This window comes from Mucilaginibacter sp. P5_A6 (assembly GCF_056400585.1).
Map to the genome: position 1 here is coordinate 148,028 of NZ_JBFUKZ010000010.1, position 23,726 is coordinate 171,753.

Consider the following 23,726-nt stretch of genomic DNA (forward strand, 5'->3'; position numbering starts at 1 on the left):
CTATTATGAAGTTTAACTTAAAAAAATACCGAATTGGTTACTTATTACTGATTCTTACTATAATGGTTAGTAGCTGCAAAAACGAACTTGTTGAAAAAAACAAAGGAGGTTTTGTAAAAAGCAATTATTTTACCAGTGCAAACCAGGCGCGTATATTTGTTAATGGTATTTACCAAAAGCTTTACCTGTTTCAAAACGGTGATGCATATGGCGAAAGCCCTTTCATTACCATTGAGCTTTTTGCAGGTCATGCAACATCATTGGGCCAAAGTGTTAATAATAATAATGTTATTAACAACCGTACAGATGCAGTTAACCCCGGTTTTGAGGATGTATGGCAAAATAGCTATGCGGCTATTTCAAATGCTAACATAGCAATTGCAAATATCCCTCCTATATCTCCAATGCCCGATGCTGATAAAAAAGCAATATTGGGCGAGGCCTATTTTTTAAGAGCATTCTTTTATTATCACCTGGTAAGGTTATACGGCGATGTGCCTTTGATTACCGCTCCGGTAACCATTAGTAGTCCAGATCTTTATCCATCACGTAGCGCTACAGCTGCCGTATATGATCAGATCATCAGCGACCTTAAAGCCGCCGAGGCATCGGGCTTACCCGAATCAGATAAAACCGGCAGGGTATCGTTGGGCGCGGTGCGTACTTTATTAGCCAGTGTTTATTTAACTACAGCAGGCTTCCCGCTCAAAAAGACCGAAAATTATGCTTTAGCGGCTGCAGAAATTTTACCGGTTATAAATGGTACTGCTTACACCCTGTTTGATAAGTATGATTATTTGCATGACAATGCACACAAAAACCAGGGCGAACTTATATTTCAATCCAACTACCTGGTTGGTGTGGCTACAAATGCAATCCCGCAGTTAACATTGCCTTTTAACTTATTGGTTGGTTCATATGGTGACCATCTTGGAGCGATGATCCCTACTAACGGGTTCTTTAACAGCTATGCAACGGGCGACTTACGTGCCCAGGAAAGACAGTTTTATTTTTCAAGCTATCCATCATTTAAGGATGGAAGCATTATAACTTTTGGCGAGCACGCGCTTTATAAATATTTTCACGTAGAGAGCGCTTTAGGTAATGGTCAGAGTGATGAAAACTGGACCTTTTTACGCTTGCCGGAAGCTATGCTGATTTATGCAGAAGCAAGCAACGAAGCAGAAGGAGCACCTAATACTTTAGCTATAGCACAACTTAATAAAATAAGGGCCCGTGCGCAACTGGCGCCTATAGGCGCACTAAGCCAGGCTGCTTTCCGTGCTGAGGTTTGGAAAGAGCGCTACCACGAGTTGGCTTATGAAAATAAGGCCTATTTTGATATTCAGCGTACCCACATGATTTATGATGTAACCAATAATACATTTGGCGACGCAACATCTACAGCAAACGAGCAAGGTGTTACCATGAAGGCCCAGTATTACTTATGGCCTATCCCGCAACGCGAGATCAGCACCAATAGTAAGCTTACCCAAAATACCGGGTGGTAATAAATATAATACAATATAAAAGACCGGCCATTAAAGCTGGTCTTTTATATTTACAGTTAAAATTGAAAAACGTTTAATAGCTAAGCATGAAGAAAAAATTTATACTTATTGGTTCATTTTTTATAGCTGTCACATCTGCATTGGCACAACAGGTAAATAAAGTAACCGACCCTGTTGAGTATATTAACCCTTTAATGGGTACCGACTCGCATTACGACCTGTCAAACGGTAACACCTACCCGGCAATTGCCTTACCATGGGGCATGAATTTCTGGACTCCGCAAACCGGCGTAATGGGTGATGGATGGGCTTACACCTATGATGCTCATAAAATACGCGGCTTTAAACAAACTCACCAGCCATCGCCCTGGATGAACGATTACGGGCAGTTTGCTATAATGCCGGTTACCAAACATTTAAAAGTATCGCAAAATGGCAGGGCAAGCTGGTTTTCGCATAAGGCCGAGATTGCCAAACCATATTACTACAGCGTGTATCTTGCCGATCATGATGTAACTACCGAGATCACCCCGACCGAAAGGTCGGCCCAGTTCAGGTTCACCTATCCTAAAACCGACAGCTCATTTATTGTGATCGATGCGCAAAATAAAGGCTCGTATGTAAAGATCATCCCCGGTGAGAAAAAGATTGTGGGTTACTCTACCAAATACGCCCGTGGCCCTTTAAAAAATTTCAAAAACTATTTTGTTATTTATGTAGACAAGGCAATAACCCTGGCACAAACCTACAGTGATACCACATTAAGCGACGGGCTTGAACTGAAGGCCGAACATGCAAGCGCGTTGATCGGCTTTAAAACTGTACATGGCGAAAAGGTACATTTAAAGGTAGCTTCATCATTTATTAGTATAGAACAAGCCGAGCTAAACCTTAAAAGAGAAGTTGGTAACGATAGTTTTGATGTTACCGAGCAAAAAGCAAAAAACGTTTGGAACAAAACCCTTAGCCGCTTAACCGTTGAAGGTGGTACTATCGATCAAACGCGAACCTTTTACTCATGCCTTTACCGCATGGTTTTCTTCCCTAACAAATTGTATGAGATAGATGCTGATAATAAAATTGTGCATTACAGCGCGTCGACAGGTAAAGTGTTCCCGGGATATAAATTTGCCGGTACAGGCTTTTGGGATACCTTCAGGGCTTTATATCCTTTCCTGAACCTGGTTTATCCATCTATCAATAAAGAGATGCAGGAAGGCTTGATTAACGATTATAAAGAAGGAGGCTGGCTGCCCGAGTGGTCGAGCCCCGGATATTCTGCTGTAATGATCGGCAACAACTCTGCCTCGGTAGTATCCGAAGCTTATTTAAAAGGTGGCAAGGGCTATGATATCAATACATTATACGAGGCCTTGATCCATGGCGCTAATAACAAAGGCCCGGCAGCCACAGGCCGCGAGGGTGTGGAGTATTATAACAAACTGGGATATGTACCCTACGATGTAAAGATCAACGAAAATGCCGCCCGTACACTGGAGTATGCCTATGACGATTTTACTATTTATAAATTAGGCAAAGCCTTAGGTAAGCCGGCAGCTGAGACTGATGTTTATAAAAAGCGCAGCATGAACTACCGTAACCTTTTTGACCCCACTACCGGGTTAATGCGCGGTAAAAATAAAGATGGTTCATTTGAAACACCGTTTAGCCCGCTAAAATGGGGCGATGCCTTTACCGAGGGTAACAGCTGGCATTATAGCTGGAGTGTTTTTCATGATATCCAGGGCTTGATTAACCTTATGGGCGGAAAAAAGCAGTTTATAACCAAGCTTGATTCTGTATTTACCCTGCCGCCAATTTTTGATGACAGCTATTACGGCGAAACTATTCATGAGATCCGCGAGATGCAGATTGTAAATATGGGCCAGTATGCACATGGTAACCAGCCCATCCAGCACATGATTTACCTGTACAACTACGCAGGTGAGCCCTGGAAAACCCAATTGCATGTGCGCGATGTAATGAACAAGTTGTACAAAGCAACACCAGATGGCTACTGCGGCGATGAGGATAACGGGCAAACGTCGGCCTGGTACGTGTTCTCGGCAATGGGTTTTTACCCTGTTACCCCTGCAAGCGATCAGTATGTATTGGGAGCGCCACTGTTTAAGAAAATTACTCTTAAGCTCGAAAACGGTAAAACGGTTGCTATAAACGCAGCTAATAACAGCTATGCCAACCGGTACGTTAATACCGTGAACTTTAATGATAAGCCTTATGATTTTACCTGGTTGAGTCATAAGGAATTATTAAAAGGTGCTACCATCAATTTTAACATGGCTCCGCAACCTAATAAAACAAGGGGGATAAAGGATAGCGATGTGCCATATTCGTTATCGAATGAGAAATAGAAGCCCCCTAACCCCCTAAAGGGGGAATTTTAAATGAAACCCGAAGTCATGCCGAACTTGTTTCGGCACCCCATCTGCAAAGTGTACGGCATAACGGTCACCTGCCCTGTGGGATCCTGATCCGACCGGTTGGCGGACAGGATGACTTAGTGCTACATAAGAAACCATGAACAAACTACTAAAAATAACAATCACATTGGCGGCGTTTCTTAACGCTGCCAATGTTGTTTTTGCGCAAAAAAAGCAAATCTATACAGTGGCCGACGCCCATGCGCATAACGATTATGTAAATAAGAACCCGTTTTATGGGGCCTATGATAAAGGTTTTGGTTCTATTGAGGCAGATGTGTTCGCCGTTAAGGGTAAACTGATGGTTGCCCATTCCGAAAAAGAGATCAGGGCAGAACGTACATTGAAAAAAATGTATATCGATCCTTTGGTAAAAAAACTCAAGGTGGATACCGCGAGGCAGTTAAGGCTCCTGATTGATTTAAAGGTAGATTACCATATCCTGATGCCTTTGATTATAAAGGAACTGGAGCCATTGATGGATTACGCTGTGGTTAACGGATTGCCTGGCAGGTTGCATGTAGTAATAACCGGCGGGGTACCGCCAGCGGCCGAGCTTGCTAATTACCCAACCTGGCTCACCTTTGATGTTGGTCACATAACAGGATTTACCCCGCAGCAATGGCAGCGCATAAGTTTGCTGAGCTATAATTTTACCAAATACAGCCAGTGGAAGGGCAGGGGTAAAATCTCCAAGGCTGAGACTGCCAAATTGCTTGGTGTAATTGATAGCGTACACAATGCCGGTAAAATGATCCGCTTTTGGGAAACGCCGGATAACAAAACCGCATGGCATGCCTTAATAGGCTTAGGCGTTGATGTGATAGGCACAGACAAAGTAGAAAAAATGGGCAACTTTTTAAATGACAGGAATAAAAAGGCGCTAAAATAGCCTAATGCCATTCCTCGCGGTAAACAAATTTGGGCATTTGCCAATTGTATTTGATGGATAATAAACGCAGCGCAAGGCCAATGGTGCAGGCTATAATAATAGCGACACCTGCAGGTGCGCCCAAATATTCTATACCCAGATATGCCGCCCCGGTAACAATAGCAGCACTGGCGTAAACTTCTTTGCGAAACAACAGCGGCACTTCGTTACACAGTACGTCGCGCAATACACCACCTGCGCAACCCGTTATCATCCCGCTTAATAGAATGATGGTAGCAGGCAGGTTTATTTCCTGGGCTATCTGGCAACCTATAATGGTAAACACTACCAAACCCAAAGCATCAAGATACAGGAAAAGCGTTTTCATTTTGGTCATGAGCCTGGCTATTACAGCAGCCAGTATAGCGGCCCCTGCGGTTATCAACAGGTATTCGGGGTGTTCAACCCAGCTCATGGGGTAATGGTTAAACAAAATATTACGCACAGTACCGCCTCCTAATGCGGTAACCCATGCTATAATACAAACGCCTACCCAATCCATGTCCCTTCGCCCGGCAGATAGGGCAGCAGTCATGGCTTCGGCAATAATAGCTATGATGTATAAAATGTGCAGCATGGATGATGTATTAAGGCTTGTTTAACAAATATAATTATTTGAGGACTACTCACTTTCCAGTTGGCGGGGGCGCGCAGACAACCAATTTTTCCCATCTACAAAACGGGAAACCAGCATCGCGGCTACAGTATCGCCTGTGGCATTTAGCAAAGTTGCCATAGGATCAACCAATGTCCCTATGATCATGGCCGGGGGTAGGGCCTCGGGCGGGAAACCGTAGGCTGATATGAACAGCAATTCGCCAATATAGCCACCGTTGGGGATGCCGCCTTCTACCAAACTAACCAAAACCGTCATGGCCAGGGCAATAGCTATGGTATCGGCACTGTTAAAACTTTTACCAAACAAGGCAAACACCACAGCCATTTTTACAATGGATGAGATGCTTGAACCATCTTTATGCAGCGTACCACCCAGCGGGATGGTAACGTTGGCAATAACATCTGAGATGCCCATTTTTTTTGCCGCATCAAGGTTTGCCGGTATGGTGGCAATGCTGCTGCAGGTGCCCACCGCTGTTGCCGATGGGATAATGTTATTACGCCAGTATCTTTTTACGGCAGTTACGCCGCCTGCTATAAACGCGTAAAGACTAAATATCACCACAAAATAAAATGCACCAACACCATAGTACAAAGCCATTGAGCGGGCATATCCTCCAAATAATTGCGGACCGAATACACCAACCTGGTAGGCAAAATAGGCCCCCAAACCAATTGGGCCCAGTTTCATGATAAGGATAAATATATTTTTAAACACCTCGTTACCGCTATGTAGAAAACGTGCGAAGGCAGCACCTTTTTCACCCGAGCGTAGGGTGGCAAAACCTATCAGCACCGAAAATATGATCATGGCCATCATGCTTTTACGGGAGAGCAGCTGGTAAAATTCGCTGGTAGTGAACAGATTGGTTAATTGATCGCCAAGTGGTTTTTTAACAATGGCCTCGGTGATTGGGCTGGCCACCAAATGCTGGTGTATGGGGAAGATCCAGATGGCGATAATAGTTATTATGGCTGCAACAAGTACGGTGCCTACAAATACAAGCGAAGTAATACCCAATAATTTACCCAGTTTATTAGAGCTATCCAATCCCGCAATGGCCGAYGCGATAGCGAAGAAAACCAGCGGAACAACCGCTGTAAACAGCAGGTTAAGGAAAATATCGCCTATGGGTTTGATGATGTTAACCTTATCACCCAAAAATATACCGGCAATACTGCCGGCTATAATGCCCCCTATCAGGAATATGATGCCTTTATAACTCTTAAACCAACTATTCATTTAGCTAATATAATAATATAGGGCATATGTGGTGTGGCACTGTCAAAAAACAAAATGCAGAATCACATATTTGCGTCTCGCGTATGGCAATTTGTTATATTAGCAGCCAATTTTTATATAAATGCAGATTGATAAGGCCGGGGAATTTATACTGAATAAAATAAACCGGGAACTCCCGGCTCATTTTTATTACCACAATGCCATACATGCCGAAGATGTTTACGCAGCGGCTAAACAAATTGCATTAGAAGAGGGGATAAGCGGGGAGGATACAGCCTTGTTGTTAACAGCCGCCCTGTTTCATGACGCTGGTTTTCTGGTGCATGGGCAGCAAGATCATGAAATCAATTCCTGTAAAATTGTACGTGAATACCTGCCGGGGTTTGGTTATTCAACTGAAGAGACAGATCAGATCTGTGATATCATTATGGCCACTAAGCTGCCCCATGACCCGAAAAATAAACTGGGCGAAATTATTTGTGATGCTGATTTGGATTATTTAGGCCGGAATGATTTTTTTATACTTAGTAAAAGGTTATTTTCGGAACTTGTAATAACCCAAAAACTGGATAATAAACAGGAGTGGGATAAACAACAGGTAAGCTTTCTAAAAAGTCATCATTACTTTACCAAAACAGCTATCGGTTTAAGGGCGGCTACCAAGGAAAAGCATCTGCAGGAAATAATTAAAACATTAATTTAAAACACTATACATGTCTAAACCGGAGCATAGTTTACCTGAAATAATTAAGGATGTAGTTACCGTAATTATAGGGATCTTATTTTGCGGCTTTGCCTTAAAAGGCTTCCTGGTCCCCAACAAATTTTTTGATGGCGGAGTAACCGGTATTTCCCTGCTCATTCATGAGCTTTACCATATCAATATCGCATTTGTTATTGTAATTGCCAATATCCCCTTTATCATCATGGGGATGTTCCAGGTAAACCGGGCATTCGCATTTAAAACCTTTGCCTGCGTTGTTGCATTGGGCATTTGCCTGCATTATGTGCCTTACCCGGTTATCACATCTGATAAGCTGCTGGTATCTATATTCGGTGGGGTGTTTATGGGCCTGGGCGTAGGGCTTTCCATCCGTGGAGGCTGCGCACTTGATGGTATCGAAATTTTGGCTCTTTACACGCTTAAACGCAGCAGCTTTACCATCAGCGAGATTATTTTAGGTATCAATATCATTATCTTTTTAATCGCCGCCTTTGAACTCGGGCTTCCAACGGCATTGTACTCTATATTAACCTATTATACCGCTTCGCGTACCATAAGTTTTGTAATTGATGGTTTAGAAGAATATACCGCCGTTAATATCATATCCGGCCAAAGTGAGATTATTAAAGAAAAACTGGTTATGGAGCTTGGCCGCGGTATCACTGTTTACAAAGGCGAGCGCGGTTTTTTAAAAGAAAGCTTTGATGTACACCAACCGGTTGATATCATTTTCACCGTAATAACCCGCTTTGAGGTTCGCCGCCTAAAAAACCTGGTCCACAGTATAGATCCCAAGGCTTTTGTATTTACAAATAGCATTAAGGAAGCAGCAGGCGGGGTGCTAAAGAAAAGGGTAAGGGAACATTGATTTGAAGTGAGTTGTGAGTGGTGAATAGTGAGTAGTTAATTCAATATGCTTAAACATACAACTACTCACTACTCACAATTCACCACTCACCATTCACTAACTCACTACTTCATAAATTTCCACCGCTTTCGCCTTGTTTTTCAGACTTACTTCGCCAATCTTTTTTAATTCGAATGATTCTTTGGCTTTGTGGTACACTTCTTCGGTTACAATGATCTGGTTGGCCTGGGCTACCCCCTGCAGGCGCTGGGCCAGGTTTACCGCATCGCCAATTACCGTATAGTCCAAACGTTTTAACGAAGCCGAACCAATATTGCCCGAGATCATCTCGCCCGAATTAATGCCGATGGATACTTCGGGCTTAAAGGTTTTATTACCATATTTAATTGCTTCGGTAGCATGCATTTTTTCGCGCACGGCAAGGGCGGCATCTATGGCGCGGTCAAGGTGGTATTCTCCGCGAAATATAGCCATTACTGCGTCGCCCATAAATTTATCAATATGGCCGTTTTGAGCAATAATTTCTTTAACCATCACGTCAAACAGCTTGTTCAGCAGGTTTACTACGGTATTAGCAGGTACATGCTCGGATATAGCCGTAAAGCTGCACACATCAATAAATAATACGGTGGCATCTATCGTTTCGTTACTCAGCAGGCTGTTCTCAAATTCCTTGGTAGTCATAAAGTTGAGCACATTCTCATCTACATACATTTTAAGAATGTTATTCTCCTTAATGGCCTGCATGGTTTTCTTCAGTTCTACAACATGCAATAAAGTTTTTTCGATGGTGATATCCAGGTCGTCAAAGTTTACCGGCTTACACACAAAATCAAAGGCGCCACGGTTCATGGCGGTACGGATGTTATCCATATCGCTGTAGGCCGATACCATTACCGCTTTTAGGATAGGGTTGCACTCGGGCAGTTTGGTAAGCAGGGTAAGGCCATCCATTTCGGGCATATTGATGTCGCTCAATACCATATCAATATCAGGTTCCTCGGCAAGTTTGATTAATGCTTCAAAACCATTGTGGGCGAATACAAAATCATACACCTTTTCGCGGATCTTTTTCCTGAATTTTTGTTTTATGAGTAATTCCAGGTCTAATTCGTCATCAACCACCAGTATCTTGGCCATTATTTATTGTTCTATGTGTTTTAGTTTTTCCTTTAAATTATTAAAATCAAGCGGTTTGGTTAAAAAATCGTCGGCGCCCAATTCCATCGACCGCTTATAATTCTCGTCATCGCCATAAGCGGTAATCATCATCACAACCGGTGGCGGTTTTTCATAAGTATGCCTTATTTTATCAAGAAGCTCCAGGCCGGTCATCCCGGGCATGTTGATGTCAGATAAGATCAGCACCACTTCAGAATGATTAACTGCCAGAAATGCCATCGCTTCCTCGCCTGATAGCGCAAAATTAAACTCAGTTTCCCCGCTTTTTATCTCTTTGCGAAAACGTTGCAAAAACAGTGGTTGTACATCCGCCTCGTCATCAACAACAAGTATCTTCATATGTAAATATAATCCAAAGTTAAATTTTGTGTTTATTTATTAAAGATAGTTAAAGCATAATTCTTGTCAGCTTGTATGCTAAATACTATTAATTAGCTTTTATATCAGGAATGGTAATGATGAACCGGGCAAATTCACCTTCTGCAGTCTCAACCTTCAAGTCGCCGCCATGGCCTTTGGTGATGATGTCATAACTCATAGATAAGCCTAACCCGGTTCCCTGCCCGGTTGGTTTGGTGGTAAAAAACGGCTGGTATATTTTATCCAATACCTTTTGTGGTATGCCGGTACCATTATCGCTTACCGTTATTTCAACCGCGCTTAAGCCCGCCGGGTTTTTAATCTTTTTGGTGACTACGCTTACAGTAGGTTCATAACCGGCAATGTTCTGCTTTTTCTTTTCGGCAACGGAATAAAAAGAATTATTAAAAAGATTGAGCAATACCCTGCCCAGATCCTGCGGAATGGCCTCAATTTTACCAATGCTTTCATCAAAGCTGGTTTTCATGCCGGCATTAAACATTTTGTCTTTAGCCCGCAAACCGTGGTAGCTTAAACGCAGGTATTCATCGGCAAGGGCATTTACATCAGTAGGTTCTTTTTTACCGGTAGTAGTGCGCGAGTGTTGCAGCATGCCTTTTACAATGGCATCGGCACGTTTGCCATGCTGGTTTATTTTGGTAAGGTTTTGGGTGATATCGCTTATGATGTCATCTGCTTCCTGCTTAACATCATCGGGCAATTTGCTAAATACCTCATCCTTTAACTCATCCAATAATTCAATACTTACCTCGCTAAAATTATTTACAAAATTTAAAGGGTTTTGAATTTCATGGGCTATACCAGCGGTAAGCTCACCTAATGAAGCCATTTTTTCCTGCTGTACCAGTTGTGCCTGGGTGCTTTTAAGTTCGGCGAGGGTAGTTTGTAATTCCTCTTTTTGGTTGGTAAGCTCGGCAGTGCGTTGTTTTACCTCACTTTCCAGGTTAACTTTCATGGCCGCCATCATCCGGTTTTGCTCCTCCTCATTGCGGCGTTTTACGCGCTCGGTTTCAAGTGCTTTGGCCTGCTTGCGGTTTATCCACCACATGGCAAAAACCCAAAGCATAGTAAAGTTTATAAAGTTGTTAAAAAGTTCTTCGTGATTCTCATGAAATTTGGGTACAACCAGCAATATAAGGTCGCTTACAATAACAGCGGCAGCAAAAGGAAGCACCCAGTTAATGATGGACCTATTTTCTTTAAACTCAGGCCTTGTAAAGGGCAACGAAATTAGCCAGACTAACAACACGTGACCTGCCCATCTGATGAGTCCTTCTTTTTCAAGAAAAATGCTCCCCATCATTATGGCAACCGCGCCATATAAAACATACATCAGGTACTTATCCCATTCGCTAACAATACCCCTGTCTTTTAAACTTTTGCGTAGCTGGGTACAAAGAAAAATGGTTACAGCGGGTTCTACTCCTATCATAAAGAATCAAATTTTCAATTTGCGCCGGATGTTTAGGCAAACAGTTTTAAAACTAATATTTTATTTGCATTAATCAGAATTTAATAGAGAAATCAGGAAGCCCACTACATCACCAGGCTGTTTTTTTTATACGATCCGGGTGTTTGCCCGGTAATATTCCTGAATACCCTTGAAAAATAGGCAAGGCTTTCAAAACCGGTTTCGGCGGCTATATCATAAAAAGGCAGGTTGGTTGTGCTAAGCAACAATTGCGCCTGCTCAATACGTTTTGATTGGATATAAGGTAATGGCCGTTCTCCTGTATTTTCAAAAAACAGGCGCGAAAAGTAGTCAGTATTATGATTGGCCCGCTTGGCAAGGTGGGCTACGGTAATGTTTTGTTGCAGGTTGGTTTGTATGTAATTTATAGCATCTGATATTTTAGAATGAATGATGCTTTTATCTTCCATTAAAAAAACATCCGGTTTTAAAAACATCGATACCAGTTGCAAAAGCAATCCATAGGTTTCCATATAAGCATGGGCATGCATTTGTTCGTTCAATTCCTCAAAGGTTTTTTGTACCGGGCGCTTCTCATACACCTTTGGATTGTAGGATATATACAAAGTCCGGTTGGGGTTTAAATGCAGTATGCGTTTAAAATATTGCAATGCATTATCTGTAGCTTTTATTTTAAATAACTTGCGGTTGGATGAAAATAGAGATGCCCCATCAATCGATTCTTCGGCAAAGCAGATATAGTACTGACTTAAATAGTTATCACAATAATAATTGCAAGTAGTAAAGCTTGGTATAAGATATACAAATTCTGGTTCCAGTTTAATGCTGCTGTCGGCATTATATAGTAAACCTTCGCCACCATCAATATAGTACAGTCGGTAAAAGGTACTGGTCACGTTTTTATAGTTCCAGTTTTTGTTCAGCTCTACATGGTCGGTATTCAGCAAACTAAAAGTCGATCTTAAAATGCTTCTGTTCATTAGCCTATAATGATTGCAATGTAAACAAAAATTATAGACAAGCAATTTAAAAAAGTCGGATTTGTGCTAACTTAAGTTGTGTTTGTGAAATTTTTATCCGATTACACCATGTAGATTTATCTTAATTATAAACCAGGTAATTTACTTCATGCGAAGACCATTTTTTATACTGCTTAGTGTTGTATTGGTATCAGGAATTGCATTATACTTTTATTCATCGTCGGTTGATTTGCCGCCTGATGTGAAGGTGGCCTATGATGCATTACCCGGCAAACTTGATTATAATATCGACGTAAAACCCATCCTTTCTGATAAATGTTTTGCCTGCCACGGCCCCGATAAAAATAAACAAAAAGCAGGGTTAAGGTTAGATATCGCGGAATTCGCTTATGCCGAACTGCCCGAGGATAAAGGTAAAGTGGCCATTGATCCGGGCAATTTGGATGGCAGTGAGTTTTTTCACCGCATCTTGTCTGATGATCCTAAGTACATGATGCCTTCACCCGAATCGCACCATACCCTTACAGCTAATGAAAAGGCCGTGCTGATTAAGTGGATTAAAGATGGGGCGGTATATAAACCCCACTGGGCATTTGTAAAACCCGTAAAACCGGATGTGCCCGATGCAGACGGTAAGGTTAACAACCCTATTGACAATTTTATACAGGCTAAGCTAAAACAGCAAAAACTTCAACCGTCTAAAGAAGCCGGTAAGGAATTGTTGTTGCGCCGTGTATCGCTCGACCTTACAGGTTTGCCTCCAACATTGGAGGAGATAGATGATTTTTTAAAGGATACCTCACCCAATGCTTATGAAAAACAGGTAGACCGCCTGCTGAAATCGCCACATTATGGTGAAAAAATGGCTGTTGACTGGCTGGATGTTGCCCGTTATGCCGATTCGCATGGCTATACGGTGGATAGGATCAGGGATATGTCGCCCTACCGCGATTGGGTGATCAAAGCTTTTAACACCAATTTTAGTTACGATAAATTTATCCAATGGCAACTGGCCGGCGATTTGATGCCGCACCCCACGCGCGATATGATCATCGCCACTGCATTTAATCGTAACCATCAGCAAAATATGGAAGGGGGAATCATCGAGGAAGAATTTCAAACCGAATATGTGGTAGACCGCACAAATACTTTCGGTAACGCGGTGCTGGGGATGTCGGTAGGTTGCGCCAAATGTCACGACCATAAATTCGACCCTATTTCGCAAAAGAACTATTACGAACTGTTTAGCTTTTTTAATAATGTGAAGGAGGCCGGGCAGATATCTTATGACGATGCACTGCCAACGCCAACGCTGATGTTACCTACAAAACAAAAGGAGAAGATTTTGCAATATATTAATAACAATATAGTGCAGGAACAACACATTATTAAGCAAACCCAAAGTAAGGCGACAACCGGTTTTGATAAATGGCTTACTGATGGCAACTATAAAAAGCTTGCTGCCGATAAGATCCCCGGTAATGGTTTGCAGGCTTATTACACATTTAATAATGGCGACCTGGTAAATAAGGTTAATCCTAAAGATATCGGTGTAATGAAACGCGAAACAGGCCAGCCCGGTGATGCTGCTGTGTTTGAAAACCGGGGCAATGGCAAAGCATTAGTACTAAATGGTGATACCTGGTTTGATTTAAATAAGGCAGGTATTTTCAGGAGATCGCAGCCATTTAGTATCGGCATTTGGGTAAATATCCCCAGGCAACTTACAGAGAGCGTAATATTCCATAAAAGCAGTGCAGAGCGTTTATATAATTTCAAAGGATATCACCTCTACCTAAAAAATAATAAGCTGGAACTGAATATGACGCATACCGGTCCTTCAAATGCTATCACCAGGGTGAGTATCAGCGATGTTCCGCGCGATAAATGGATCCAGCTGACGGCAACTTATGATGGTTCATCAAAAGCTGGCGGTTTTAAACTGTACCTGGATGGCACCGAAATGAAGATGGAAACCACTATGGATGAGCTTACAAAAGACATCCTGTTCACGGGCGGATCGCAACCGGGTTTGCAGATAGGAGCATGGTGGCGGGGCCGTGGATTTAAGGATGGCAAGGTGGATGATATTACCGTTTATAACCGTACCCTTACACCGTTTGAAGTGAAAACCCTGGCACAAAAGGCAAACTGGGCACAAATTGCAGGGAAGGATAAAACTGCATTATCACCGGCCGAGGTTGCTGATCTGAAAACGTATTACTTAACCGCTGTTGATCCCGGTGTGCTTGCCGAAGATAGCAAATTAACCGCGCTAAGAACTACTTTATCCGACTCGACCGAGAATATTGAGGAGCTTATGGTGATGCGGGAAATGCCAAAGGCTAAAAAAACGTTCCTGCTTAAACGGGGTAATTACGATATGCCTGGCGAACAGGTTTATCCTAATACGCCGGAAGCTATATTGCCTTTTCCTAAGGATTTGCCTAAAAACCGATACGGATTGGCGCAATGGGTTACTAATCCAAATAATCCTTTAGCGGCGAGGGTAGCAATGAACCGTTTCTGGCAGAACTTTTTTGGTACAGGAATCGTGAAAACCGCTGAAGATTTTGGCAACCAGGGCGAAATGCCAAGTCATCCCGAACTGTTGGACTGGCTGGCCACTACCTTTGTTGAATCGGGATGGAATGTGAAAGCTTTAAATAAGATGATCGTAATGTCGGCAACTTACCGGCAGGATTCACGTGCTACAAAGGAGGTAGCGGAGAAAGATCCGGAGAACCGTTATCTGTCTCATGGTCCCGCGTATAGGATGCAGGCCGAGATGATTCGCGACAATGCATTATTAGCCAGTGGATTGCTAAATACCAGGATAGGTGGAAAAAGTGTAAAGCCATACCAACCTGAAGGTTTATGGGAAATAAACAATACCAGTTATACACCCGATACCGGTAAAGCGGTTTACAGGCGCAGCTTGTATGTAATCATCAAACGATCAGTACCAAACCCAACGCTTGCAACATTCGATGCCTCATCACGCAGTTATTGCATTATGCGCAGACAAAAAACCAATACTCCGCTACAAGCACTGGTTACTCTAAACGATCCCACTTTTGTTGAAGCTGCCAGGGTAATGGGCGAGCAGATGGCGCGTTCCGGCGATAGTCGTACAGCTATTACTGCCATCTATCGCAAATTAACAGGGCGAAAGCCTATGCTAAATGAAGTTAACCTGTTGCTTACCCTGCAGCAAGTGGAGTTAAAGAAATTCAGAGAACATCCCGAAAAACAAACGGGGTGGCTAAATGCCGGTCAGTATAAGATAGATAAAAAGCTTGATACTGCTTTAATTGCGGCCAACACAGTTGTTGCCAGCACGATATTAAATTCAGATGCATCATTAACCAAAAGATAAAAGAATATGCCAGATTTTCACCATGATGAGGAGTTTAGGCTTCATACGCCCGAATTTAATGAGCTCAACAAAAAACTCGATAGGCGGAACTTCCTGACCAAAACCTCGCTGGGTTTGGGGGCGTTAGCTGTCGGATCGTTATTTGGGAGCAGTCTTTTTGGTAATTCGCCTAAAGCAGCACCTGGTTCATCTGGCGATCTGGAGGCTGACATTTTAAAAGCCTTGCCGCACTTTGCGCCAAAGGCAAAAAGGGTAGTATACTTGTTCCAGAGCGGCGGGCCATCCCAGTTTGAAACTTTTGACTATAAGCCCAGATTAGCTTCGATGCTTGGCCAAAACCTGCCCGATTCGGTGCGTAAGGGACAACGACTTACAGGGATGAGCGCCAACCAAAGTGCCCTGCCCATGGTGCCGTCGTACTATAAATTTAACCAGCATGGCCAAAGCCAAACGTGGATGAGCGAGCTGATGCCCTTTACGGCGCAGGTAGTTGATGAGTTATGTATCGTAAAATCAATGCATTCAGAAGCTATTAATCACGATCCTGCAATTACCTTTTTTCAAACAGGTAACCAGTTGCCAGGTCGTCCTTCTATCGGTTCGTGGATTAGCTACGGTTTGGGATCGGATAATAATAACCTCCCAACTTTTATTGTCCTGGTATCCAAAAATGGGCAAAAAGACCAGCCTTTGTACGCCCGTTTGTGGGGTAATGGATTTCTGCCATCCAAACACCAGGGAGTTCAGTTCAGGGCAGGGAAAGATCCTGTTTTGTTTCTCAATAATCCCGATGGTTATGATGGGAAGGACAGGAAAGAGATGCTTGAATATTTATCCAAACTAAATCAGATGCAAAATGCGGCCTACGGTGATCCGGAAGTGGAAGCAAGAATAGCTCAATACGAAATGGCCTATCGCATGCAAACATCGGTACCCGAAGTAATGAGCACTGCCGATGAGCCTGATGAAGTTTTTGAAATGTACGGCCCCGATAGTCGCGACTCGGGTACCTATGCAGCCAATTGTTTGCTTGCGCGAAAATTGCTTGAAAAAGATGTGAAATTTGTGCAGCTCTACCACCAGGGATGGGATCAGCATTCAAGCCTGCCTTCGGCAATTGCAACGCAATGCAAAGCTACCGACCAGGCAACCGCCGCCCTGATCAAAGACCTGAAACAACGCGGATTGCTGGAAGATACCCTGGTAATCTGGGGAGGCGAATTTGGTCGTACCGTTTATTCGCAGGGTAAATTGACAGCCAATGATTATGGCCGCGACCACCACCCGCGCTGCTTTACCATGTGGATGGCCGGCGCCGGGGTAAAGCCCGGTATAAGCTACGGCGAAACCGATGACTTTAGCTATAACATAGTGAAAGACCCGGTGCATGTGCATGATTTTCAGGCCACGCTGATGCACCTGATGGGGATAGATCACGAAAGACTTACCTATAAATTCCAGGGAAGGCGTTTCAGGCTTACGGATGTGGAAGGAAAAGTTGTGAAAGATATATTGGTTTAGTGTCAGGTAGTTAGTATCAAGTATTCAGTAGCAAGTAGGATTCTGCATACGGCTTTTCAAACTTGCTACTGAATACTTGATACTAAAACGTATTTGTACATACAAATGAGAAAAATAAACCTGATATTAGAATCTATTAATCAAGTCAAGGCCTCTGCCTGTCTTGATACCAATTACTAACTACTAAATTAACCATGGAGAACTCAAGAAGAGATTTTATAAAAAAAACGGCCATTGCATCGGCTTTGGTTGCCGCATCGCCGGTAAACAGCTTTGCTATTTTACACAAGGATTTAAAACCGGATGATCAAACCATCGGTCAGGGTGGTTTTACATACAAAGTTGATAGAGGATGGGCCAAAATCAGCGTAAACAGTCACCCGCTGGCCAACTGTCATGAAATGGTTCAGGATAGTAAAGGTCGTTTGATTATGCTGGGTGATCATACCCAGAATAACATCCTGATATTTGATAAATCGGGCAAACTGCTGGATTACTGGGGAACTGCCTTACCGGGCGGTCATGGCTTAACCATAAGCAAAGAAGGGGGCGAAGATTTTCTTTTACTTACCGATTGCGGCTGGGCAGTTGATAAAACCGGTAATTCTTACGGGCAATCGGGCCAGGTATTGAAAACCACGGTTGATGGTAAATTGATATTTGCCATTGGTCACCCACGCACCATTGGTGTTTATAAAGATAATGAGCCCTTTAAACCAACTGAGACTGCTGTAGCCCCCAACGGTGATATTTATGTGGCCGATGGTTATGGATCTGATTATATTATCCATTACGATAGCAAAGGGCAGTACATCCGTCATTTCGGCGGGCATAACAATGCAAATAAAGAGCATAACCTGGTAAACGCGCATGGTATCACTGTTGATACCCGCGATAAAAATAATCCTACATTGATCTGTACCTCCCGCGAGGAAAATTGCTTTAAAGTATTTACCATGGATGGCAAGTTCATTAAACGGATTGATATGCCGGGTATGTACGTATGCCGTGCGGTAATTAATGAACAGAATATTTATGCGGGAGTTTGCTGGTCAAAAAATAGCAGCGGTCAGCGCTTTGATTATTCGGGCTTTGTAACGGTGCTTGATGGAAACAATAAAGTGATCTCAAATCCTGGTGGCACTGCGCCTGTATACAAAAATGGTGTTTTGCAGCCAACCTTACAGGCGGCGAACCCCGTTTTTCAGCATGGCCATGATGTTTGTATTGATGAGGACAAAAATGTTTATGTATGCCAGTGGAATGCTTATCATACGGCCCCGGTAAAATTAACCCGTGTATGACGTTAGCTAACATCTTTACTTTTGCCGGCCACCTGCATCCGCTTATTGTGCATTTACCTATTGGCTTTATTTTGCTTGCGGCTGTTTTTAATATTTTATCCTACAAAAAAAAGTATGAGAATTTAAAGCCTGCTGTATCTGTAACACTCCTCATCGGGTTTATATCGGCAGCAACGGCCTGCATATTTGGTTATGTGCTTTCCCTGTCGGGCGATTATGATAAGGCGGTATTAAGTCACCATAAATTTTCGGGGATTGTACTAACACTCATCTCCGGATTATTGTATGCCATCACTACCGATAGGTTTAAGAAAGAGCTATCCATGCCAGGTATGCTGTTTTCTTTTATGCTGATAGGTTTGGTGGGCTTGATGAGCTATAGCGGACACCAGGGGGCAAATCTAACCCATGGAAATGATTATCTTACTGTGCGCACACTAATGCAGGAGGTACGTGATAAACCAGTCAGCGTTCAAAGCGCTATGATATATGAAGACGTAGTTGGACCTATACTTCAAAAAAAATGTTCCCAATGCCACCAGGATGGCAAATTAAAAGGTAGATTTTCTGTAGAGAATTTGCAAACCTTATTAAAAGGCGGCAAAAATGGCCCTGCTGTAGTAGCAGGTAATCCAGTCGAAAGTGAACTTTACAAACGCGTTACGCTTGGTGCAGACGATAAAGATTTTATGCCGGCCGATGGTAAGCCGCCATTAACCAAAACCGAAATAAAGATCATCAAATGGTGGATAGAGAAAGYCGGTGCGGTACAAGGGAAAAATATGGCACAGCTTAAAAATACCGATTCAATAAAACAACAGATAGGAGCGTACCTTGGCTTTATTAAAGATGAAGGCAGCGAAGGAGAGGAAAAGGGTTTTATACAAGCCGTTAACCCGGATATTCCTTTAAATGTTGATACTTTAGCTATCGGTCGTTTACGGGCCAAAGGGTTAATGGTAAGGATGATGCTGAAAAAACCGGCTATGCTTGATATAACTTTGCCCGAAAAATCGGGGCTGAAAATAGAGCAGATCAAAAATGACCTGGTGCCGCTGGCAAAAAACGTAGTTTGGCTTAATTTATCAGGTAATGACTTTACTGATAATGATCTCGTTATCCTCAGATCATTTGCAAACCTCGAGAAATTACGCATMGGGAAAAACCCGGTGACAGATGGCGTTAGTAACAACCTGGCATCGCTTAAGCATCTTGAAGCTGTAAACCTGAATCAAACCAAAATAACCGATCTCGCAGTAAATAATCTGAAAAAAAATCCGGCCATAAAAAGAATCTACACCTGGGGTACGGCTGCTAAACAAGCAAATTAACCCAATACTAAATTATTGTATACACATTAATCAATGTTTTACAGTAAAATAAGCTTTTTGTCCATTACGGTAAATGATAATCCATTTCAAATAGTCTTTTGAATAGTCATTTTTACGAAATATTACGTAAACTTAACCGGTTACCATAACAGCAATAAAACTGACGATGAACAATCCTATTACAAAACAAACTATCATCTTGAAAAAGAAACTGATACCTTTTTTTATGTGTGCTGTTATTTTAAGCACATTAAATGCAATTGCTCAAAGCACATCAAAAACGCAAATCCCGCTTTCAGAATTACAGCAAAAATTTGTCGATCTGAGATTTGGCATGTTCATTCACTTTAATATTCCAACATACCAGGATGCCGACTGGCCTGATCCAGAAACACCTGCTGCTGCATTTAACCCAACAAAACTGGATTGTGTACAGTGGGCAAAGGCTGCAAAATCGGCCAATATGACTTATGGTTGCCTTACAACAAAGCATCACAGCGGTTTCTGCATATGGGATACCAAAACAACTGATTATAACGTGATGCATAGTCCGCTGAAGAGGGATGTGGTAAAGGAATACGCCAAAGCATTCCGCGATCAAGGTTTAAAGGTGATGTTGTATTATTCAATTTTGGATACCCATCACCGTTTACGCCCTAATATGATCCAGCCAAAGCATATTGATATGGTTAAAAAGCAAATTACGGAGTTGCTTACCAACTATGGACAGATAGAAGCCCTGATAATTGATGGATGGGACGCGCCATGGTCGCGAATCTCTTATGACGATGTACCGTTTGAGGAAATTTACAAACTGGTAAAATCGCTACAGCCAAACTGCTTGTTGATGGATCTTAACGGCGCCAAGTACCCGGCCGAAGGTTTATATTATACTGATATTAAAACTTATGAAATGGGTGCAGGTCAGCGTGTATCAAAAGAAACCAACAAAATGCCGGCACTGGCCTGCTTGCCTATACAAAGCAGCTGGTTCTGGAAAACTAATTTCCCTACAACCCCGATACGCGATGTAAACAAGCTGGTAAACGATGTATTGGTACCGCTTAATAACGCCAGCTGTAATTTTATCCTTAATGTGGCCCCAAACACCGATGGTTTAATGGATGATAATGCGCTTGCAGGCTTAAAGCAAATAGGTCAGCTATGGAAAAATGAAGGCCCGGTGGCTAAGTTAGGCGAAACCGGTGCGCCCATAATATCACATAACCTGGCTAAACATGCAGCAGCTAATTCAAGCTGGAGCGACGACTCGAATATTATGGACTTTGCCAATGACGATGATTTTGGATCATCCTGGCAATCAAACCCAAGGGTAAAAAGCCCATGGTACGAGGTAACTTTAAAGCCTGGTACCCCTTTTAACACAGTGGTAGTTTTTGAGAGTAAGCCAAACATAAAAAAATACAAGCTGGAGTATCTTGATGGTGCTACCTGGAAAACAATTTTTGAGGGCGAAAATCTTAGTAGGGTAAAAGTGAACCGCTTTAACCAGGTAAAAGGCGATAAGGTGCGCATGTCTATCCAAACATATGATAACGCCCCAAGTATTGCGGAGTTTGAGGTTTATAACGAAACGAAGTAGATATGCAGATGTACAAATTACAGATGTGAAGATCTCGTTTGAGTAATCAAATACTAACCCATTAAAAAACATAGCCTCATTTTTCAAAAATTTGAGGCTATTGTTTTATAACCTTTATAATAATTTATACAGCTGAAATTTGAAATCTGCACATTTGGCTCCCGAAATCTGCATATTTGCACATCTGAAATCTGAAATCCGCACATATGCATTTCATCTATCCGGCTTTTTTATTTGCATTACTTACGTTAGCCATTCCTGTACTTATCCATTTATTCAACTTTCGTAAGTTTCAGAAGGTAAATTTCAGCAATGTTCAATTTTTAAAGGAGATCCAGGAGCAGCAATCATCCCGCAGAAATTTAAAGGAAAGATTGATTCTTGCATCAAGATTACTGGCATTGGCTTTCCTGGTTTTTGCTTTTGCACGGCCTTTTATCCCTGCTCAAAACACTGCTAACGTGGGAAGGCTGAATACTGTAAGTGTTTTTGTTGATAATTCGTATTCTATGCAAACCCTTAACCGCGAGGGTTCGTTGCTGGATGATGCCAAACAAAAAGCCAAAGAAATAGCATCGGCATACAATATAAATGACCGTTTCCAATTGCTTACGCAGGATTTTGAAGGCCGCCACCAGCGCTTGCTGAGCCGTGATGAGTTTAATGACGAGGTAGACCAGGTAAAGATCAGCCCCCAAAGCCGTACCCTGCAGCAGATCGTTAGCAGGCAGCAGGGTTTATTAGAGACACAGCCGGGCGCCGCTAGATCAGTCTATATCATATCCGATCTGCAAAAAAACATGGCCGGTAAGCCTTTGAAAACCGATAGTGGCATAGTTATCAGTTTAATACAGCTTAAGGCGGGCAACCTGCCCAATGTTGCTGTTGATTCTGTTTGGCTGTTAAGTGCCATACATCGCCCCGGAGAAAGCGAAAAGCTGGTTGTTCGCCTGCATAATTATGCCGCCGAAAAGGCAGAGAAAATTCCACTTAAAGTATTAATAAACGGTGCCCAAAAAGCATTGGGCAGCTATACCCTCGCAGCACGGTCGGTACAAAACGATACATTGTCATTTATGGGCCTAAAGGCCGGCTGGCAACAGGGTGAAGTGCAATTACAGGATAATCCTGTAACTTTTGATAATAAGTTTTATTTCAGCTTTAATGTGGCGCAGCAGATGCCGGTTTTGTTGATAGATGGAGGTATATCCAACCCATATCTTAAGGCTGTTTTCGGGGCCGATCCATTTTTTAAAATCCAACGCACACCCGATGGTAATGTTGATTACGCTGCATTAAATAGCTACCCGTTAATTGCCATAAGTGATATTAAAGCCATTTCTTCGGGACTGGCCCAGCAATTAAAAACCTTTGTATCCAAAGGAGGCACACTGGTTATTTTTCCCCCGGTTGATATCGATCTGGCAAATTATCGCTTGTTTCTGCAAGTTATGAATGCTGCCTATCCCGAAAAACTAATAACCGAAGTAAGCAAGGTATCCGGCCTTAACCGCCAAAGCCCTGTATTTAAAAACGTTTTCGAAAGCTTTCCCGCAAACCCCGACCTGCCCGCGGTTAAAAAATATTACCAGTTAAGTACTTCGCACGGTACTCCAGATAACCTGATGACTTTAGCTTCCGGTCAGCCTTTTTTGGCTGGTTATGCCAGCGGGCGGGGCAAAATTTATGTATCTGCAGTGCCACTTCACGAGGATTTTAGCAATCTGCCAAGGCATGCCCTTTTTGTGCCGGTATTGTTCAGAATTGCTTTATTGAGCGGGCATGATCTGCCGCTGTTTTACACCCTGGGGCAGGATGAAGCTTTGGAAATACCACCTGTACAGATTAGCGAAAAGCAATTGCTTAAGCTAAGTAAAGGCGAACAAACCAGCATCCCGGACGTGCGACAGCAGGAGGGAAGCACGCTGCTTTATGTATCAGATCAGTTGCATCAGCCCGGAATTTATACTTTAAAAAAGCAGGATAGTACGCTGGCCGCGCTGGCCTTTAATGATAACCGCAGCGAATCTGACATGAGCTATCTTACTTCTTCTGCTTTAAAAGAATTTATGCCTAAAACAACCGCCTTAATTACAGGTGGTAATGCATCTTTAAAAGGTATTGTTACCGAAACAAATTTAGGTACACAATTATGGAAACTTTGTATAATTTTGGCATTGATTTTTCTGGCTGCCGAAATTTTGCTCATCAGGTACTTTAAACCCGATATGCAGGCTGCAAAGCAATCAGTTTAATCAACAAAAATCCTTAAAGCAG

General features: G+C 42.6%; 17 protein-coding genes. 11 read left to right on the plus strand and 6 right to left on the minus strand.

The window, feature by feature from the left end; all coding sequences use genetic code 11:
* Positions 1-5: 5 nt before the first annotated feature.
* The 3 genes from AC1DO4_RS13395 to AC1DO4_RS13405 all read left to right on the plus strand — a co-directional run bounded on the left by AC1DO4_RS13395 (position 6) and on the right by AC1DO4_RS13405 (position 4,844).
* The gene (locus tag AC1DO4_RS13395; protein WP_477416561.1) at positions 6-1,511 is read left to right on the plus strand and encodes a RagB/SusD family nutrient uptake outer membrane protein; all 1,506 of its coding nucleotides are present in this window, start codon (positions 6-8) and stop codon (positions 1,509-1,511) included.
* A gap of 86 nt (positions 1,512-1,597) precedes the next feature.
* The gene (locus AC1DO4_RS13400) at positions 1,598-3,883 is read left to right on the plus strand and encodes a GH92 family glycosyl hydrolase (protein WP_477416563.1); all 2,286 of its coding nucleotides are present in this window, start codon (positions 1,598-1,600) and stop codon (positions 3,881-3,883) included.
* A gap of 166 nt (positions 3,884-4,049) precedes the next feature.
* Positions 4,050-4,844, plus strand: coding sequence for a PI-PLC domain-containing protein (locus AC1DO4_RS13405; RefSeq protein ID WP_477416565.1), 795 nt, complete (start codon positions 4,050-4,052; stop codon positions 4,842-4,844).
* Position 4,845: 1 nt separating this feature from the next.
* Here AC1DO4_RS13405 and AC1DO4_RS13410 read toward each other — a convergent pair whose 3' ends face one another.
* Both AC1DO4_RS13410 and AC1DO4_RS13415 read right to left on the minus strand, forming a co-directional pair.
* On the minus strand, positions 4,846-5,460 hold the full coding sequence (locus AC1DO4_RS13410; RefSeq protein ID WP_477416566.1) for a trimeric intracellular cation channel family protein: 615 nt from the start codon (positions 5,458-5,460) through the stop codon (positions 4,846-4,848).
* A gap of 45 nt (positions 5,461-5,505) precedes the next feature.
* On the minus strand, positions 5,506-6,744 hold the full coding sequence (locus AC1DO4_RS13415) for a dicarboxylate/amino acid:cation symporter (protein WP_477416568.1): 1,239 nt from the start codon (positions 6,742-6,744) through the stop codon (positions 5,506-5,508).
* Positions 6,745-6,865: 121 nt separating this feature from the next.
* On the opposite strand from AC1DO4_RS13415, the gene AC1DO4_RS13420 reads away from it, so the two are divergent.
* Positions 6,866-7,447 (plus strand): HD domain-containing protein, encoded by a 582-nt coding sequence (locus AC1DO4_RS13420; protein WP_477416570.1) that lies wholly within the window; start codon positions 6,866-6,868, stop codon positions 7,445-7,447.
* 10 nt (positions 7,448-7,457) lie between these two features.
* Entirely contained in the window at positions 7,458-8,336 is an 879-nt protein-coding gene (locus AC1DO4_RS13425; RefSeq protein WP_477416572.1) for a YitT family protein, read from the plus strand.
* A gap of 96 nt (positions 8,337-8,432) precedes the next feature.
* Here the strand turns inward: AC1DO4_RS13425 and AC1DO4_RS13430 are convergent, their stop codons facing one another.
* The 4 genes from AC1DO4_RS13430 to AC1DO4_RS13445 form a co-directional block, all read right to left on the minus strand.
* On the minus strand, positions 8,433-9,476 hold the full coding sequence (locus AC1DO4_RS13430; RefSeq protein ID WP_477416574.1) for an adenylate/guanylate cyclase domain-containing protein: 1,044 nt from the start codon (positions 9,474-9,476) through the stop codon (positions 8,433-8,435).
* A gap of 3 nt (positions 9,477-9,479) precedes the next feature.
* Complete coding sequence (locus tag AC1DO4_RS13435; RefSeq protein ID WP_477408579.1) at positions 9,480-9,857, minus strand: response regulator; 378 nt, start codon at positions 9,855-9,857, stop codon at positions 9,480-9,482.
* 88 nt (positions 9,858-9,945) lie between these two features.
* Positions 9,946-11,331, minus strand: coding sequence for a sensor histidine kinase (locus AC1DO4_RS13440; protein ID WP_477416576.1), 1,386 nt, complete (start codon positions 11,329-11,331; stop codon positions 9,946-9,948).
* 104 nt (positions 11,332-11,435) lie between these two features.
* Positions 11,436-12,311: a helix-turn-helix domain-containing protein gene (locus tag AC1DO4_RS13445; protein ID WP_477416578.1), complete on the minus strand. Its 876-nt coding sequence runs from the start codon at positions 12,309-12,311 to the stop codon at positions 11,436-11,438.
* A gap of 148 nt (positions 12,312-12,459) precedes the next feature.
* On the opposite strand from AC1DO4_RS13445, the gene AC1DO4_RS13450 reads away from it, so the two are divergent.
* From AC1DO4_RS13450 to AC1DO4_RS13475, 6 genes are all read left to right on the plus strand, one after another.
* Complete coding sequence (locus AC1DO4_RS13450; RefSeq protein WP_477416581.1) at positions 12,460-15,690, plus strand: DUF1553 domain-containing protein; 3,231 nt, start codon at positions 12,460-12,462, stop codon at positions 15,688-15,690.
* A gap of 6 nt (positions 15,691-15,696) precedes the next feature.
* Complete coding sequence (locus AC1DO4_RS13455; protein WP_477416583.1) at positions 15,697-17,211, plus strand: DUF1501 domain-containing protein; 1,515 nt, start codon at positions 15,697-15,699, stop codon at positions 17,209-17,211.
* Between the two features lie 194 nt (positions 17,212-17,405).
* Positions 17,406-18,515, plus strand: a complete 1,110-nt coding sequence (locus AC1DO4_RS13460) for a twin-arginine translocation signal domain-containing protein (protein ID WP_477416585.1) — start codon at positions 17,406-17,408, stop codon at positions 18,513-18,515.
* Positions 18,512-19,846: a DUF2231 domain-containing protein gene (locus AC1DO4_RS13465; protein ID WP_477416587.1), complete on the plus strand. Its 1,335-nt coding sequence runs from the start codon at positions 18,512-18,514 to the stop codon at positions 19,844-19,846. Before AC1DO4_RS13460 ends, AC1DO4_RS13465 begins: the two co-directional genes overlap by 4 nt.
* A 166-nt stretch (positions 19,847-20,012) precedes the next feature.
* Positions 20,013-21,449: an alpha-L-fucosidase gene (locus AC1DO4_RS13470; RefSeq protein ID WP_477416589.1), complete on the plus strand. Its 1,437-nt coding sequence runs from the start codon at positions 20,013-20,015 to the stop codon at positions 21,447-21,449.
* A gap of 206 nt (positions 21,450-21,655) precedes the next feature.
* On the plus strand, positions 21,656-23,704 hold the full coding sequence (locus AC1DO4_RS13475) for a BatA domain-containing protein (protein WP_477416591.1): 2,049 nt from the start codon (positions 21,656-21,658) through the stop codon (positions 23,702-23,704).
* Positions 23,705-23,726 lie beyond the last annotated feature (22 nt).

What these genes read in the sequence shown, in the direction of transcription:
- AC1DO4_RS13395 (WP_477416561.1), top strand. Translation starts at nt 6, where the DNA reads ATGAAGTTTAACTTAAAAAAATACCGAATTGGTTACTTATTACTGATT.
- AC1DO4_RS13400 (WP_477416563.1), top strand. Translation starts at nt 1,598, where the DNA reads ATGAAGAAAAAATTTATACTTATTGGTTCATTTTTTATAGCTGTCACA.
- AC1DO4_RS13405 (WP_477416565.1), top strand. Translation starts at nt 4,050, where the DNA reads ATGAACAAACTACTAAAAATAACAATCACATTGGCGGCGTTTCTTAAC.
- AC1DO4_RS13410 (WP_477416566.1), bottom strand. Translation starts at nt 5,460, where the DNA reads ATGCTGCACATTTTATACATCATAGCTATTATTGCCGAAGCCATGACT.
- AC1DO4_RS13420 (WP_477416570.1), top strand. Translation starts at nt 6,866, where the DNA reads ATGCAGATTGATAAGGCCGGGGAATTTATACTGAATAAAATAAACCGG.
- AC1DO4_RS13425 (WP_477416572.1), top strand. Translation starts at nt 7,458, where the DNA reads ATGTCTAAACCGGAGCATAGTTTACCTGAAATAATTAAGGATGTAGTT.
- AC1DO4_RS13430 (WP_477416574.1), bottom strand. Translation starts at nt 9,476, where the DNA reads ATGGCCAAGATACTGGTGGTTGATGACGAATTAGACCTGGAATTACTC.
- AC1DO4_RS13435 (WP_477408579.1), bottom strand. Translation starts at nt 9,857, where the DNA reads ATGAAGATACTTGTTGTTGATGACGAGGCGGATGTACAACCACTGTTT.
- AC1DO4_RS13440 (WP_477416576.1), bottom strand. Translation starts at nt 11,331, where the DNA reads ATGATAGGAGTAGAACCCGCTGTAACCATTTTTCTTTGTACCCAGCTA.
- AC1DO4_RS13445 (WP_477416578.1), bottom strand. Translation starts at nt 12,311, where the DNA reads ATGAACAGAAGCATTTTAAGATCGACTTTTAGTTTGCTGAATACCGAC.
- AC1DO4_RS13450 (WP_477416581.1), top strand. Translation starts at nt 12,460, where the DNA reads ATGCGAAGACCATTTTTTATACTGCTTAGTGTTGTATTGGTATCAGGA.
- AC1DO4_RS13455 (WP_477416583.1), top strand. Translation starts at nt 15,697, where the DNA reads ATGCCAGATTTTCACCATGATGAGGAGTTTAGGCTTCATACGCCCGAA.
- AC1DO4_RS13460 (WP_477416585.1), top strand. Translation starts at nt 17,406, where the DNA reads ATGGAGAACTCAAGAAGAGATTTTATAAAAAAAACGGCCATTGCATCG.
- AC1DO4_RS13470 (WP_477416589.1), top strand. Translation starts at nt 20,013, where the DNA reads ATGAACAATCCTATTACAAAACAAACTATCATCTTGAAAAAGAAACTG.
- AC1DO4_RS13475 (WP_477416591.1), top strand. Translation starts at nt 21,656, where the DNA reads ATGCATTTCATCTATCCGGCTTTTTTATTTGCATTACTTACGTTAGCC.